This is a genomic window from Tolypothrix sp. VBCCA 56010, assembly GCF_050875635.1.
Classification (GTDB): Bacteria; Cyanobacteriota; Cyanobacteriia; order Cyanobacteriales; family Nostocaceae; genus Hassallia.
The window spans coordinates 19,117-36,074 of the sequence record NZ_JBPAOH010000077.1 but is presented as its reverse complement, the minus strand read 5'-3'; the positions used below and the strand labels follow the sequence as shown (position 1 = coordinate 36,074).

The following is a 16,958-nucleotide window of genomic DNA, read 5'->3' as shown; positions in this document are numbered from 1 at the left end:
GAAGGAGAAAGCTGAGAAGGAAGCTGCTGACAAGGTTGAGAAGGAGAAAGCTGAGAAGGAAGCTGCTGACAAGGCTGCGAAGGAGAAAGCTGAGAAGGAAGCTGCTGACAAGGTTGAGAAGGAGAAAGCTGAGAAGGAAGCTGCTGACAAGGCTGCGAACGGTTCAACTTCAACCAGACCTTTGCCGATTATTAATTTCAGCCTCAGTGATGTCGGTAAGACTTTCCAGTTCAACTTTGATGGAAGCGTTGCCACACAAAATGTTACTGGACTCACGTCTACAGCATTCTTTACCTTGAAGAGTTTCAACGGTACTGAGGCAGCTTTTGATGTCAATCTAGATAACACCTCCAGCAATGGCATCAAATCTAGAACTTCTGCCTTAGGTTTCAACGTTTACTCTGACCTAACGTCTACCAATAAACTGGATTTGGCTTCTGGAAAAACAACTGCGTCAGGGCTTTTCAGCAACTCTGTTCTAGACGGCTCATTCCCGAATCAATTTGGTGATATTGATGTGTGCTTCACACAAGGTAATACCTGTCAGGGAGGACGGAATGGTGGTGTTAGCACCGATGATGGTATTGGCAAGTTTTCCTTCAATCTCGCCTTCAATAAGATGGTTGACTCGTTCGCCTTAGGCAACTTAGGAGTACGTTATCAAAGTATTGAAGGAACTTCTCTCGGTACTAGCGGTACAGGTCAAGGGAAATATTATCAGGCTCCACCACCTCCACCTAAAAAAGTACCTGAACCTAGTACAACTGCCGCTTTAGGTTTGTTAGCTGTCGGTGCGTTGAAAGCGCTTAAGAAAAAGACTCTAAAGCAAGATTAAATTAAGCTGTTGTTTCAAGCGAACATGAGCAAATACTAAGACGGAGGTTTGGTTAAGAACGCAAGTCGTAATTAAAAAATCGGGTTGGAAGTGTATCAGTACTTCTGACCCAATTTTTTATGGTTTAGTAAAAATTATGATGCCAGCACATTGCATTGCTAATTTACAACACCGTTACTCAGGCTTAATACTGCATTTTTTGGGATAGACAAAAATAAAGTATGTATTATTGCTGAGGCAATTGATATTTGAAGTGGAATATTATCAATTTTGTTATCTGTGTACAGAAACGAATAGTTAAAAATCCACAGTCAACAGTCAACAGTCACGCATTCAAAAGTTCAAAGTCAATAGACTATTCACCACTGACTGATGTTTATTTATGCTGATCTGACTTAAAAATGATGTAGAGGGGAAGGGAAGAAGAGATTTTCATGCGGTAAAAATGTACGCAGTTCGTTCAGGGCTATTTAGCAGCTTTAAAGGATTACCCCAAAACGGGATAGAGCGGCTACAACAGCCAGTGACAAAGTTCTAAAATTAAGAAGCATCAAATAAAGTTGAGGGCGTTATGGCAGCTAAAGTAGAAATTTACACTTGGAGAACTTGCCCGTTTTGCATCCGTGCCAAAAGTTTACTGGCAAGAAAAGGCGTTGAATTTGTTGAATACAGCATTGATGGAGACGAGGCAGCACGCGATAAAATGTCTAAAAGGGCAAATGGACGACGCTCTGTGCCGCAAATTTTCATTAACGATCGCCATGTAGGTGGTTGTGATGATATACACGCAATAGAAGCCCAAGGCAAGCTAGATGAGCTATTAGCTGCTACTAATAATGTCTAGGTCTTTTCACAAAATGCTATGCACATCAATCAAATCGTCAGGGGATAATCTAAATTGATAACAGCGGAATTTCCTGGCGATTGAGGCATTAAGCGTGAAACTGGCTTTTATAATAGATCCCATCCTTACTCTTGACCCGTGTCATGATACCAGCGTTGCTCTGATGGAAGCAGCACAAATCTTGGGACATGAAATTTGGGTAACTCAAGCAAATTTGCTGAGTGTGGTAGATAGCAAAGCTTGGGCATTGTTAGAACGGGTGGAACTCGTACCAGTGCAGTTGGTGGAAGGACGCTATTTAGCGGCAAATCCTTGGTACAAGTTGAGCCAACGTACCTTAACTTCCCTGGAAACAATGGATGCCGTATTTATGCGGACAGATCCACCAGTTAATGTTCCCTATCTTTATGCTACGTACATTCTGGACTACATCGACCAAAACAAAACCCTGGTGATTAATAGTCCCAGTGGAATTAGAGCGGCAAACGAAAAAATGTATGCCCTCCAGTTTACCAAAGCAATTCCAGAAACTATTGTCAGTGCCGATAAGCAATTTATTCGGGAATTTGTGGAAGCAAAAGGTGCAGCAGTTCTCAAACCATTGGGTAACAAAGCTGGAGAAGGGATTTTATTTTTGCAAGCAGGCGATCGCAATTTTAACTCGATAGTCGAACTCAGTACCCTCCTCGGTCGAGTTCCAGTTATGGTGCAAACCTATCTACCCCAAGCAAAAGAGGGAGACAAACGAATTATCTTGCTTGATGGAAAACCGATTGGTGCCCTCAATCGCCTTTCTTCTGGAAGTGACTTTCGTAATAACATGGCGACTGGTGGCACAGTTGCTCAATCCGAAATTACTCCTAGAGAACATGAAATTTGTACCCAATTAGCCGAAACTCTACGTAAAGACGGCTTGATTTTTGTCGGTATTGATGTTATAGGTGGCTACCTGACTGAAGTCAATGTCACCAGTCCTACCGGAATTCGCGAAATTGATCGTTTCGACAACACCCACCTTGGTCAACAGGTAATTCAATGGGTTGAGCAAGCTTTACAAGGCAAAAGTTAAAAAATAAAGCGTTTTTTAATTTCTTTTTTTCCTGATGTGTTCTCTGCGCTTGTTGTGCGCTAGCAGAAGTGCAACAAGCCCTGACGCTCAAAACAAGGGACGCTCCGCAGCGTCTCCAAGAGAAGCGTCTAAGAGAACCCTTGAAGACTCGAAGAAAGCTTCCGCACAGCGGACTATGAGCAAAGAATCATGAGCAAAGAACACACGCAGCGTCTTTGCAAAAGAGGGAAACCAAGAGCGCGAACGGCAGGGGAGTGTCAACCCTGCTCCCGGTGAAACCTGGGAACTGGAATTAAGGCGGGAGCAAGCTACTAGCTAATGCTGTCAGCTTAAGGCTTGGGTCGCCGTCGTTGCAGAAACTCAGGAATATCCAATCCGGGTTTTTCTTTGGGTTCTGGAATTGGTGTTGGCTCTTTTACTGGTGGCTGAGGTGCCTGTCGTCTTGGTGGTGGTGGAGTTACTACCCTAGGATTGGCGACATTTTGCGGTGGCGTGGCTTGCATTTCACCTGTAAATCCCGTGGCAATTACGGTGAGCCTGACTTCACCTTGCAGCCTGTCATCAATCACCGCACCAAAAATAATATTGGCGTTGGGATCGACTACTTCGTAGATTGTTTCTGCGGCTGCATTGACTTCGTGTAAGGTAAGGTCGCTACCACCAGTAATATTAAAAACAACTCCTCTGGCTCCTTCAATAGAACATTCTAGTAAGGGCGAAGAAATAGCGGCGATCGCTGCTTCTCTTGCCCTTGACTTCCCGGAACTAACACCGATCCCCATCAGCGCCGAGCCTGCATCTGCCATCACCGCTCGCACATCGGCAAAGTCAACGTTGATCAAACCGGGGATCAAGATGATATCAGAGATACCTTGCACCCCTTGACGCAGCACATCATCTGCATAACGAAAAGCCTCTTGCATCGGCGTTTGCTCTGGAATTACTTCCAGCAGCTTGTTATTTGGGATAATAATTAGCGTATCTACCCTACCTTTGAGAGCTTCAATACCTTGCTCGGCTTGGCTGGTGCGTCGGCGTCCTTCAAACAAAAATGGACGTGTTACCACACCAACTGTGAGAGCGCCCATTTCTTTGGCGATTTCGGCGACAATTGGCGCTGCACCCGTACCTGTACCGCCACCCATGCCAGCAGTGATAAACACTAAATCAGCACCTTCTAAAGCTGTAGCGATTTCGTCCCGCGATTCTTCAGCAGCTTTTTGACCAATTGCCGGATTGCCACCCGCGCCTAAACCTCGCGTCAGCTTTTGTCCTATTTGTAAGCGTTTGGAAGCCTGTGCTTGTGTTAAGGCTTGGGCATCGGTGTTTGTTGTCCAAAACTCTATTCCACTCACATCAGAGGCGATCATGCGGTTTACGGCATTTCCACCACCACCACCGACGCCAATTACTTTGATGTTGGCGACTCGACCGGGAACAATATCGCCAATTCGGGGATCTTCAGTAGGGATTCTTTTACTATCGTTATGTTGTCCGAAATTCAGTCCGGAATGATTAAAGGGATTGGTGGAGTTAACTGCTAGTGACATTCCTGGCTGTCCCGGAGACTGGGAGTTTATATAACTAAGTTTTTGGTTATTATCAAGTGTCATTGGATTGAAAAGGGTAGATAAACGAATTTTTCAGGTGTTATTCACGCCAATAGTCAACTATATTTGACGATGCCATAATCTATGGCTATGTTCTTTCTTGTTCTCACTTATTGCAACCCTAACAGGATTAGAAAAGCGAAATTTTACTCTTAGATCGACCATTAACGCAGGCGATCGCCCCCATGTTGTCGATAAGTTGCCCCAAGACAACTTATCCCCTATTTCTATAGAACAGGGCAACCTTGCCCAAAGCAAGCCTGTTGTACATAATCCGTAAAGCTCGCGCACTGCCAATTCTAGAGAAGTATATTTATATTTACCTAAAATTGACCTGTATAACTTATTGTCCTCCTTAATATCTTCACTGCTATTTTTCTCGGCATTTATTTTGTATCCCCAATTACCTATCCATTTTTCTCCTAATAATTTATATTGGTGATTAAATTTACCATTATCACTCTTAGGAGTTATACCTGCGACCACTTGAAATTTACTGTAAAATATGAAATGGCACGAGTAATACAGCCACCGATACCACCAATTCTTCCTCGTTGCCGCTACACGTTTTGCGTAACACAGTGGACAACCTTCTCCCAAGGAAAGACACCAAGCGCGAACATCTGAAATAGTCGTGGGGATTTGTGGATCTAGCAAACAAGGAACCGTCTGACATTGTGAGAGTGAAAGTCCCTCCCAATCACCTATTTTAGATAACTCCGAGTTATTTAGTATACACGCAATTTTTCTACTAACAATAAAAAAAGCGCAATTCTGGGTGAATTGTCTAACTTGTAAAGACCCGCCGTGGCGCGTCTTTTCTTCCTTAATGATATGGTTAATCAGTTTGAGCATTCAGATTATTACAACTGAGAACACAAAATTTACCTTATACTTACTAATCCTTAAACTGGATGTAACAAATGATTTACTTCTGGTTGATGGAACTCACTGATTGATTTGTTATTTGGTGTGCCTCAAACTACATAAGAGTTGCGGTTAAATTTTACTTTATGGATCGCATCCCTCTTGTAGAAATTGGCATCAAGTCACTGTCTGGCTTCCCACAAACGAGAAAATCTCTCTTTTTCACACCAGTCTGATTAACTCTCCTGGAATAGAAGATTCAACCAAACCCTTGTTGGGTTGTGGCGGAAAATATCCTTCGATTGTGAGTCGCGCAGAACTAAAAACCTCACAGACTCTTGTGTTTGACGCACTCCGTTGAGTACAAGATTTAATCATGCCAAAGAATCGTTTTCCACCCCAGACACTATCATCAGAATGTTTAACATGTTGCACTAAGCGAGCGTTCCAAGGCAAGGGGAACCCCGGCACTCGCACTCGTCCTGACTTCACGCTTATGTTAGGGTAACAACAAGCGGGGTTTTACTCCCATGCATGAAGGTTTTATAATTGTTTCTCCCATTGTAAGAGCGAAGTTAACGCCGATTTTTGTGTATGTTATGGGAATACCAAAAATAATAAATATTTATTTATTGGCATAAAACTTATTTATTGACTCTGAGCAATTATTAGTTCTCACTTGTCCAATCTTTTTAACGAGTTTGAGAGTTAGACTTGACTGTTTTTTGGTTCATTTGTACTAAAGGAGATTCCGGATTTTTCAGGTCGATATATTCTATCTGATTGGGATTAAGTTGTGTAGGTAAATGGCTCATTTGGGCGAGTACTTTGATTTGTTCGCTTATTTGGGGACTCACAGCACCGAGATGCACATATCCTAGTTCTGTTTTCAGAATTATATTTGTTGGATCTTGGCAATCAATTTCCATGACTTGAACGGAACTTTGGCTCACAGATTGATAAAGCTGATTCCAGTAAGGACGGTATTGTTCAAAGGAACCAATAACTATGAGACTGGGCAACTTGACGGTAGGATTAAGTGATGTGTATTTTTCTAAAGGCATCCAAATTCCATTTGCATCTAGTAGCCCCGTTGATGAAGCAATGTTTGTGTCGCTAGTGAGAGTTGCTTGGTGATGCCTTTGCGCGATCGCCACAGGTACTCGCTCTTGAATATCAATAATTAATCCAGGTGGAAACAGACGACGCTTAACGCTTGCTTTGGCAATAGTTGGTTGTTTTGTCAAAGAGTCAGCGATCGAAGACGGTTCAATCCTCCATAAAGACTGCGGATAAGATAACACCAGCAGTGAAGAAATCGCTTCAGGAGAAAGTGAGCGTGAACCATTAGCAATCTCAATTTGTTTGGGAGCAGAAAGCACCCACATCGGTTGACTTGCCACCCATAATAAACCACCTAACAGACTACTAACGGCAAAGGTTTGCCAAATAGCCTGAATAATTTTCATTTGCCGTTGCCGACGTAATTTATGACGCCGATATCGCAAATCCGTGCGGGAAACTGATACCATGCCAGCCATTCAAACTCCTTTCACACATGGAAGTTTACGTTGATACGCTTGTATCGTCAATTAATTTAAGTAAACGCACTCTTTGCGCGGTCTTGCACGCCGTTATCTTCGGTGACTTTTTCACGCTTGCATGTAACACTTTACAACAACCACACAACGATAAAGATTATGGTGCTTGTAATTTGAACTGAAGTGAAATTTTGCTGTCTTGAATTAAAACTTAATCTAGCCTTTTTCCTGTGCGATCGCTCAAGCACCCTGTGCAAGCGCCTTCCTTTCTTTGAAGGCTGCCCTTGAAGGAATAGGGGAGGGGTTGCCTAAGAGCTTCACTATGAGGCAACATACGGGCGATCGCCAGCCTACTAGCGCGATCTATAAAAATAAAGCGTTTTCTGGTGTGTGTTTACGCGCCACTTGGGTAGACGAGCGATCGCCACTCGGCACAGAATGCGCTTGGTGTGTCGATGTGTCGTTGCCACAATACCTCAGCAATGAGCGCAAAACATATCTTCTGTAGCGATAATTCATGAATTATCGCACTCGTAAGTTAAGGAACTACGTCGGTTTAAAGCGTAAGTCCTATACCCATAAGCAAAAAAAAGAACAAGCAACACAATTGCATTTATTTCTTTTGGCAGGAGCGATCGCCTCTTTGTTTGGGAGAAGGGGAGACCAAGGCGAAGGCATTATCCTTGTGCGTGAATTTGGATGCCGATCAAAGAATCAACCAAAAAAATATTGCCAAACTTGTATGAAGAAGTGATATTTGGTACATAAAGTTATTGGAAAATTTTTCTGGAAAAGATTGCAAATTCTTGATTAGACATATAATATAATATATACTTAAGTATGATGACATCAATACAATACAATGGTACTGAACCATGATGTAAATTAGTGGCATCTTGCTAAAATTAATACAATTCCTACTTGATCGGCATTTATACCAACGAAGATTCTACCGATAAGTAGGTTTCTGTGCAAGATTAACTCAGTTACAGATGATTTGTTTAACTTCAAATTGTTAAAAGGGCAACAGTATCTGTAAAAATAACAGATAGACTTAATGTATCAGGGACAACAACTAAACCTCTGCTATGAGCAGGATAGTTGCACTGGTTACGCATTTTTGCGTCCAGCACTGTTCTTCTTAAGACCTAAGTTGTGAGTTAATCAACCACAGTTTTAGGTAGAGATTAGTTGTATATAAACGTACAGTTAATTGCATCTACATGAAAACCACACTAAATTTGTCAACTTTTTATAAAGCCTGTAACCCAAGCTACACCTTAAATATGAGTAATGCGCTGGATCGGCAGTATTACATAGATTTTTCGGATGTACGTGGTTGCAAGATTGTTGAAGAGTTGCAACGGACAATCGTGCGTATTTCTCCGGATGAGCCGACCTGCCAATTGTTTACAGGTCATATTGGCTGCGGTAAATCAACAGAATTGCAGCGCCTCAAAGCCGAGTTGGAGTTAGCAGGATTTCATGTCGTTTATTTTGAGTCCAGTCAAGATTTGGACATGGCGGATATAGATATTAGCGACATTTTGCTTAGTGTAGCCCGTCAAGTGAGCGTCAGTTTAGAAGCGATTGGCATCAAATTGAAACCAGGTTACTTTGCCAACTTGTTTAAAGATATTGGGGATTTTTTGCAAACACCCATACAGTTATCAGCAGAGGCAGAGTTTTCCTTAGGTATTGCCAAAATCAGCGCCAAAGCAAAAGATAGCCCTCAGATGCGTACTCAGCTCAGGCAATATCTGGAACCGCGTACCAATAGTATTTTGCAAGCAATTAACGAAGAAGTCTTAGACCTCGGCATAGAACAGCTAAAACTTCGGGGTCAAAAAGGACTGGTTGTCATCGTCGATAACTTGGATCGAGTAGATATGCGTACATTAGCATCCGGGCGATCGCAACCAGAATATCTCTTCATCGACCGAGGCGAACAACTGCGTCGGCTCAAATGCCATCTAGTTTACACAATTCCCCTACCGTTAATTTTCTCGAACGAGTACGAAACATTAAAAAATCGCCTGGGGGGAGGTATTGCTCCCAAAGTCTTGCCAATGGTGTTGGTGCGGCAAAGAGATGGTATTGACTACGAACCAGGTATGTCACTACTAAGCCAGCTAGTATTAGCTAGAGCCTTTCCTCAAGTTCCTTGGAATACCAGACCCTCGTTAGTAGGCGAATTATTCGACGACCCAGAAACACTAGATCGTCTATGCCGCGTGAGTGGCGGTCACATCCGTAACTTACTAGGACTGCTTTATAGTTGCCTGCAACGGCAAGACCCACCTTTTACTAGAAACTGTTTAGAAGCAGTGATTAAAGATTACCGTGACGATTTGCTGTTAGCGATTAACGAAGAAGAATGGGAATTGTTATTTGAAGTAGTACACCAGCAAAGCGTTCAAGGCGAATCTGATTACCAAAGATTACTGCGAAGCATGTTGGTATTTGAATATCGCGATCGCATCGGACGCTGGTTTGGCATCAGTCCTGCCTTGGCAGAAACAGAAAAAGTCGTGACTTGGCAGCAAAATAAAACAAAAGTATAAGCTTTCTCCTTTGCGATACATCTCTGGTCTTAGCTGTATATACAACAACTGAGAACTTAAAAATTCAAGTATGCTGCCAGCGCATACTTGAGTTTTTGATGTGGCATTTTTTCCCTTTATTTAATAGCCCAGTTTTTAGTTATGACACGGCAATTAACACACGCAAGCAAACAAAGCGAGAATCAGCATTCTCTACAAAGGCTGATTCGGGCGATCGCACTTTCCAAAAATCAATTTGCTCTGATTTTAGTTAGGTGCAATTATCAGCAATTACGCACTTCAATGTTGGAGCATCTGCGCTTTCTCACCAAAGATATCAATTTACGAGAAATCTTTCTTCAGCCATCAACTACTGCCTTACACACCACAATAGTATCAGAACTATTTCTAGATAATCCTATCGTTGCCACAGATTCATTGCCCTCAGCTGTGATGATTTCTGGTCTAGAATCAGTCATTGACCTCGAAGACCTACTCACTAACATCAACCAAGCACGAGATATCTACGCTACGAGTCTTCCTTTTCCATTAGTTTTATGGCTACAAGATGAAGTAGCAACATCGCTTTCTCGATTAGCACCCGATTTTAAAAGCTGGGCGGCAACCACCATTAAATTTGAAATGGCTGCATACGATTTAATTACTTTAGTGCAGCAAGAAACAGAATTTATCTTTGCCAAAGTTTTAGAAGCAGGTGCCGAAAAGTTTTTATCTAATGCTGCTCTTGATTTAGCTCGCAAATCTCAACATCGCCGCGAAATTGAGTCAGCCCGTAATGATTTGCAACGCCTATATAACGTCACTTTAGAACCAGAATTAGAAGCGAGTTTAGAATTCGTGCTGGGTCGCGACGAATACGCCGACGACCAAATAGATAATGCTTTAATTCATTATCAAAAAAGTTTAGCACTTTGGAAGGAGGCAGGGGGAGAGGGAGAGTGGGGGAGTGGGGGAGTGGGGAGCCAGCGCCGTGCGGAGGTTCCCTCCGTTGAGGCGACTGGCGTGGACACGGAGGACACGGAGGACAAGGAGACAAGGAGACAAGGAGACAAGGAGGACAAGGAGGACAAGGAGGAAACTACTATTGCTTCCTCATCTGCCTCATCTCCCTCATCCCCCCCATCTCCCCCATCCCCCACTCCTCCTCTCCCCATCCCCCCCTCCCCCCCAACCCCACAAGTAGGGGACCCCAAAGCCCCCCAACTTGGGCAAGCGGTAGTACTATTCCACCTAGGGCTGTGTTATCGCCGCATGGCAGACTTATACCCAACTCTGGGCAAAACCTACTGGCAAGATGCTTTATTGTGGTTTAAGCAATGTCTTGAGGTATTGGAAACAGCGCAAAGAAAAGACTTAGTTGCTAAGTTTATTTTGCCTGCGCTTGATATGCTACAACGCCTACAAGCCTGGGAAGAATTGCAGCAATTAGCCGAAAAGTCTCTGCAACTGCATGAAACTTATGGTACTCCCGCACAAGTGGCTCAAGATTATGGTTTTTTAGCAGATGTGGCGGCTTCTAAGTCTAATTGGTTACTAGCTCATGAATTAGCAAATACAGCACTTTCTATTTGCGAAAATGCCGCCGACGTTTCCCGACAGCAGGAAAGTTGGTATCTTTTATTGCTGGCACGCACTCAGCGACATTTGGGTGAGTCTGAGGAAGCCATCAATAATCTGGAATGGGCGAAAGTAGTTTGTGAAGTACAATACGAGCCATTGCTATATTTGCAGATTTTAGAGCAGTTGCGATCGCTCTACTTTTTTGGGCGCCATGATTACACCGAAGCTTTTAGCCTCAAGCAAGAAAAAATTCAAATAGAACATCAGTACGGCTTTCGCGCCTTTATCGGTCCTAGTCAATTACAGTCACAACGCTACAGAATTAATCCAGTTTTGGAACCGCAAAAAAGACCGTTTAATCAGTCGGGACTTGCCCAGGAAATAGCCGCTTCTGGAAGGCAGCAAGATATCAATCGCTTGATTGAAAGAATTACCCGTGCTGACTGCAAACTTACAGTAATTCATGGACCCTCAGGCGTTGGTAAAAGTTCAATTCTCAAAGCTGGTTTAGTACCAGTTTTGAAGGAAAAAGTAATTGGCGAACGCATACCTTTGCCAATTGTATTATCTGTTTATGCTGATTGGCTTACAGCTTTAAAACGTACTATTAATCAAGCATTGGCACAAAATGAACTTTCAATTATTCAAGAAAATTCTTCCAACATACTGCTAGAAAAAATTCGCTTTTTAGCCGAGCGCAATCATATAATAGTTATTATATTAGACCAAATGGAAGAATTGTTTTTTATTAATAAACATCCCCAAGAAATCAGAGAGTTTTACAAATTTTTTAGCGAGTGCCTCAATATTAGCTTTGTAAAAATAATTATTTCTTTAAGAGAAGATTATTTGCATTATTTATTAGAGTTTGAACGTTTGAGCCAAGAAAAAAAGGTAAATAATTTATACGATTTAGGAATAATTAATAAAAATATTCTCGATAAGAATATTCGTTACTACTTAGGAAACTTCTCTAGCCAAGATGCAATCAGCATTATCCACAGTTTGACTCAACGTTCGCATTATGAACTAGCTGATGAGTTAATTCACCAACTAGTCGAAGATTTAGCAGGAGAAGTAGACGAAGTACATCCAATAGAATTACAAATAGTCGGCGCTCAACTTCAAGCAGAAAATATTACCACACTTGAACAATACAAACAATGTGGCGGCTCGAAAAAACTAGTACAGCGATGGCTTGAGGAAGTAATTAAAGATTGCGGTCAAGAAAACGAACAACTTAGTTGGAAATTATTGTTTGAGTTAACTGATGAAAAAGGCACAAGACCATTAAAAACAAAAGCTGATTTGGTGACTGTGGTAATAGGAGACAACGAGTTATCTCCAAAAGGCGGTGAAGAGGAATTTCCTGTAGAGATAGAAGAAGTCGAGTCAGAGAAAGACAATAAAAAAGAAGAAATTACGCCAATGAGTGTCTTTAGTCTGGAATTGATTTTAGACATTTTGGTGGGTTCAGGCTTAGTATTGCGAATATGGGAAGAGTCAGGCGATCGCTACCAGCTAGTTCACGATTATTTAGTTGAACCAATTCGCCAAAAAAACGATTATGGAATGGTCGCCGAACTCGAAAAAGTTCGCTTTGAAAAAACTAGAGCAGAAGTAGCCCAAAAACTCTCTCAAGAGCAATTAAATTTAATTTTGCATCGCCGACTGCGAGAAGCACGTATAGCAGGCTTATCGCTCTTCATCATGCTAGGCACAATTGCAACATTATGGTGGCAAGCAGACTCACAAAAAAGAGCCGCAGTTCTCCAAACTTTACGAGCCGAACGCAGCGAAAGCAACTTTAAAATTAGTGCCCTCACTGCTAGTAGTGAAGCGCTATTTGCCTCAAATAAAGAGTTTGATGCCCTCTTAGAAAGTTTGCGGGCTTGGCAACGACTCAAAATTGCAGATAAAATCCAACCAGATACTCGGATGCGGGTAGTGACAGCACTCCAGCAGGCAGTTTATGGAGTAACTGAGTTAAACCGCTTGGAAGGGCATACTGATACCGTCTGGGGTGTAACTTTCAGCCCTGATGGTCAGTTGCTGGCATCAGGTAGTACAGACAAAACAGTGAAACTGTGGCGTCCTGACGGCACCTTACTCCAAACCCTTAAAGGTCATAGCGATGCTGTTAGCAGCGTTAGTTTCAGCCCCGATGGTCAAACTCTGGCTTCCTCCAGTCTCGACAAAACAGTGCTGATTTGGCACAGAAACCCCATCAATGGCGAATTTGACCCCCAACCATACAAAACCTTAAAAGGACACCGTGATTGGGTTTATAGCGTTAATTTCAGTCCTGACGGTGAGTTGTTAGCTACTGGCAGTAAAGACGCAACCATCAAACTTTGGCGGCGCGACGGTAGTTTAGTAAAAATACTGAAAGGACATAAAGGATGGGTTAATTGGGTAACTTTCAGTCCCGATGGTAAGTTCATCGCCTCGGCAAGTGATGACAAAACAGTGAAAATCTGGCGACGGGACGGTAGTTTAGTCACAACTTTGTCAGGACATGAAAAGGGTGTGACTGTTGTCGATTTCAGCCCCGACGGTCAACTGTTAGCATCAGCAGGTCGAGATAAAAAAGTGATGCTTTGGCGACGTGGCAAGAGTACTCAAGATGTCTTGAAGTTTCGTCCTTACAGAACTTTACGGCAGCATACAAGTCCAGTTTGGAGCCTCAGTTTCAGTGACAATGGTCAACAGCTAGCCTCAGGAAGTGATGACAATACAATCAACGTCTGGAGTGTTCGGGGTACGTTACTCAAAACCTTGAAGGGACATAGCGATGCTGTCGCCAGTGTCGCTTTCAGCCCAGATAACAAAATTTTGGCATCAGCAAGTTACGACAAAAGCGTAAAACTATGGAGTTTAAATCCTCCCAGGCTGCCCATCCTTACTGGACATAAGGATCGCGTTTTGAGCGTTGCTTGGAGTGCGGATGGCAAAATGTTAGCTTCAGGCAGTCGCGATCGCACTGTCAAACTCTGGCAACGAGAAATTACTAGCAAAGGCGTTGTCACTCGACTTTATAAAACTCTCTTGGGACATACTGATAGAGTTCCTAGTGTCAGTTTTGACCCAACAGGTAAAGTACTAGCATCAGCAAGTTATGACAAAACTGTGAAACTTTGGCGACGCGACGGCTCTTTACTTCATACTCTCCAAGGGCATAGTAATAGTGTGATGAGCGTCAGCTTCAGTCCAGATGGTCAGTTATTGGCATCAGCTTCTAAAGATAAGACAATTAAACTTTGGAATCGTGACGGGAGTTTGCTAAAAACCTTAAAAGGACATCAGGGTTGGGTAAATAGCGTTAATTTCAGTCCCGATGGTCGAGTTATAGCTTCTGCCAGCGATGACCAAACAGTCAAACTTTGGCGACGGGATGGTACTTTGTTAAAAAGTTTTTTACCCCATGAAAGTTGGGTTTTAGGCGTGAGTTTTAGCCCTACCGATCGCCTGCTAGCTTCTGCCAGTTGGGACAACACAGTTAAGCTGTGGCGCTGGGATGGTACGTTGTTGAAAACCTTGTTAAGGGGGTACAGCGATAGTGTTAACGCTGTCACTTTTAGTCCCAACGGCGAACTTCTAGCCTCTGCTAGTTGGGACAGCACTGTCAAACTCTGGAGTCATGAAGGCAAATTGATCAAAACCCTCAACGGACATCAGGGTCCAGTATTAAGTGTCAGCTTTAGCCCACAAGGTAATACACTAGCATCGGCTAGTGATGACAACACGATAATTTTGTGGAATTTAGATTTAGACGACCTGCTAGTTCGTGGTTGTAGCTGGATGAGTGATTACCTCAAGCACAACCACAATGTTGAAGAGCGCGATCGCCATATGTGTGATGATATTACTCAAAGGCGCTAATTGGGCATAGGGCATGGGGCATGGGGGAGGCAGTGCGTTGCGGAGGTTCCCTCCGTTGTAGCACCTGCCGTCATGGGGCATCGGGCATGGGGCATGGAAAGCATCTTTTATTACCAATGCCCATTGCCCATTGCCCATTGCCCATTACCCATTGCCCACTGCCCCATGCCCATTGCCCATTGCCCATTACCAATCAAGGTTGCGATCGCTTCTCTTTCAGTTCTTCGTTTTCTGAAGCTGCTTCTTGCTGCATATTTGCTATATAGGCTTGTAGCCTCATGCGCTCAATATAGGGCCAGCCCCCCTCAGACTCAATGTCTTTCAGGAGTGCGTAGAGTGCCTGACGGTTATCAGGCAAACTTTCTTGAAATACCCCATCTCGGATCTCTCGGTGTAACTGTTCTAACTGCCGTAGCAACGCCAAAAGCGCGATAGTATCCCCTTGACAAATTTCCGATGCATCATGTACCGCAGTTGCGATCGCTTGCAATTTAAAAGACAACTTCTTTGAATCAACATTAATGCCGTTGTTCATGCCACCGTATATCTGTTTAGGAGGTCTACTCAAATTTACCGGAGATTTTTCGCTTTGATTTGTTTGCTAGCAAACCTCTGTGTGAAAAAATACTTATAGCTTTCTGCTGCCCTTCTACCTCAGTTAGGGAAAAGTATAAATTTATGTATACGGAAGTCAGTAGCGATCGCTTCTAGACGACATCTGTACCTTTGGGGTTTTCAAAGTCCTCTCGTTCCCAAGGAAAGTGCCACCATAGGCAAGCAACGAAATGTGAGGGTAAAACCCATTAATTCGCGCTTTGTGTATGCTTTACCTCAGAAAGGTTAGGCAACAAAATTTGCAAGCGCGATCGCACATTTTCTGCCTTAGATCAAAGTCCTTAGATTTTTCCTTAAAAAAAATCGTATGATCTGGCTTAGTTTAATTGCATAACACATGTAGTGGCGACATCTACGTAACAACCAAAGACTTTTGTCTACGCTATGGATGCTATGCCATGACGAAAAAACTGTTACTGATGGCAGCCTGAAGCCCGATAATGACAAAAGGGTAAAAACGCATGATTGTAGCCGTGTGGGGTAAAAATCCCACGCACTGCTTCGGATGGGACAAGAAGAATAGCCATATTTTCCTTGACCCTACCCAGTTTTACAACTGAGATATTAATTTTTGACGAAATTGAGGTTGACCATGAGGTATCGCGCTTTAATTGTTGCATTCTTGGCTTTATGCCTGGGACTAATCACAGCTTGTAGTGATGCTCCCTCGAGTAGTAGCAGGGATTTACTCACTTACGAACAGATTCGAGGCACTGGCTTGGCTAACAAATGCCCCCAATTAACAGAAACAAGCCGTGGTTCCATTCCCGTTGATTCTAGCCAGTCTTACGTGCTCAAAGAACTGTGTTTGGAACCGACTAATTACTTCATCAAAGAAGAACCTGCTAACAAACGGCAAGAAGCTGAATTTATTGCGGGCAAATTGTTGACCAGATACACTTCCACCATTGACCAGGTGCAAGGCGATATAAAAGTCAATCCAGATAAAAGCTTGACTTTTGTCGAAAAAGATGGTTTAGACTTCCAAGCCACCACTGTACAACTACCTGGCGGTGAACGAGTACCTTTCCTGTTCACCATCAAAAACTTGGTTGCTCAATCACAACCTGGTTTGACTTCGATTAATACTTCCACGGATTTTGAAGGCGAATTCAAAGTTCCTTCTTATCGCGGTGCTGCCTTTTTAGATCCTAAAGGTCGCGGTGTCGTCAGTGGCTATGATAATGCAGTGGCTCTCCCTGCCCAAGCAGATAAGAAAGACCTTACCCGAACTAACGTTAAGCGTGCAGAAGTTCTTAAAGGGAGAATTTCTCTCTCGATTGCCAAAGTAGATAGTGCTACTGGTGAAATTGCTGGTACATTCGAGAGTGACCAGCCCTCCGATACCGATTTAGGCGCTGGCGAACCTAAAGAAGTTAAAATTCGCGGTCTGTTTTACGGTCGGGTTGAACCAACTGCCTAAATCAAGATTGAGTATCCACACATAAATGGTACTCAAAACCGTAATTTTGTTCAATGTTTAGGTTAACCAGGCGTTCCGCATCTGTTGCGGTACAAAGCGATGTCTCACGACAAGCCGCTACGCGTCTACGCACTTTCTTTCCCCTTTC

The 16,958-nt window shown here is 43.1% G+C and carries 11 protein-coding genes; 7 read left to right on the top strand and 4 right to left on the bottom strand.

The window, feature by feature from the left end:
* The 3 genes from AABK37_RS23680 to gshB form a co-directional block, all read left to right on the top strand.
* Positions 1-835 (top strand): cistern family PEP-CTERM protein (locus AABK37_RS23680; protein ID WP_432553974.1); only part of this gene is annotated, 835 nt, incomplete at its 5' end.
* 571 nt (positions 836-1,406) lie between these two features.
* Complete coding sequence (grxC, locus tag AABK37_RS23675; RefSeq protein ID WP_432553973.1) at positions 1,407-1,679, top strand: glutaredoxin 3; 273 nt, start codon at positions 1,407-1,409, stop codon at positions 1,677-1,679.
* 94 nt (positions 1,680-1,773) lie between these two features.
* Positions 1,774-2,748, top strand: a complete 975-nt coding sequence (gene gshB, locus AABK37_RS23670) for a glutathione synthase (RefSeq protein ID WP_432553972.1) — start codon at positions 1,774-1,776, stop codon at positions 2,746-2,748.
* A 329-nt stretch (positions 2,749-3,077) separates the two neighbouring features.
* On the opposite strand, the gene ftsZ is transcribed toward gshB, so the two are convergent.
* The 3 genes from ftsZ to AABK37_RS23655 all read right to left on the bottom strand — a co-directional run bounded on the left by ftsZ (position 3,078) and on the right by AABK37_RS23655 (position 6,766).
* A complete protein-coding gene (ftsZ, locus tag AABK37_RS23665) occupies positions 3,078-4,361 on the bottom strand; it encodes a cell division protein FtsZ (protein ID WP_432553971.1) in 1,284 nt (427 codons plus the stop codon).
* Positions 4,362-4,418: 57 nt separating this feature from the next.
* Positions 4,419-4,844 (bottom strand): hypothetical protein, encoded by a 426-nt coding sequence (locus AABK37_RS23660; protein ID WP_432553970.1) that lies wholly within the window; start codon positions 4,842-4,844, stop codon positions 4,419-4,421.
* Between the two features lie 1,073 nt (positions 4,845-5,917).
* Positions 5,918-6,766: a cell division protein FtsQ/DivIB gene (locus AABK37_RS23655; protein WP_432553969.1), complete on the bottom strand. Its 849-nt coding sequence runs from the start codon at positions 6,764-6,766 to the stop codon at positions 5,918-5,920.
* Between the two features lie 322 nt (positions 6,767-7,088).
* Between AABK37_RS23655 and AABK37_RS23650 the strand changes: the two genes are divergently transcribed.
* From AABK37_RS23650 to AABK37_RS23640, 3 genes are all read left to right on the top strand, one after another.
* Complete coding sequence (locus AABK37_RS23650; protein WP_432553968.1) at positions 7,089-7,274, top strand: hypothetical protein; 186 nt, start codon at positions 7,089-7,091, stop codon at positions 7,272-7,274.
* Positions 7,275-7,989: 715 nt separating this feature from the next.
* The gene (locus tag AABK37_RS23645) at positions 7,990-9,330 is read left to right on the top strand and encodes an ATP-binding protein (protein ID WP_039748807.1); all 1,341 of its coding nucleotides are present in this window, start codon (positions 7,990-7,992) and stop codon (positions 9,328-9,330) included.
* Positions 9,331-9,471: 141 nt separating this feature from the next.
* Positions 9,472-14,772: an nSTAND1 domain-containing NTPase gene (locus AABK37_RS23640; RefSeq protein ID WP_432553967.1), complete on the top strand. Its 5,301-nt coding sequence runs from the start codon at positions 9,472-9,474 to the stop codon at positions 14,770-14,772.
* Between the two features lie 193 nt (positions 14,773-14,965).
* Here AABK37_RS23640 and AABK37_RS23635 read toward each other — a convergent pair whose 3' ends face one another.
* A complete protein-coding gene (locus AABK37_RS23635; protein ID WP_432553975.1) occupies positions 14,966-15,307 on the bottom strand; it encodes a hypothetical protein in 342 nt (113 codons plus the stop codon).
* Positions 15,308-15,979: 672 nt separating this feature from the next.
* Between AABK37_RS23635 and AABK37_RS23630 the strand changes: the two genes are divergently transcribed.
* Positions 15,980-16,810, top strand: coding sequence for a photosystem II manganese-stabilizing polypeptide (locus AABK37_RS23630; RefSeq protein ID WP_432553966.1), 831 nt, complete (start codon positions 15,980-15,982; stop codon positions 16,808-16,810).
* Positions 16,811-16,958 lie beyond the last annotated feature (148 nt).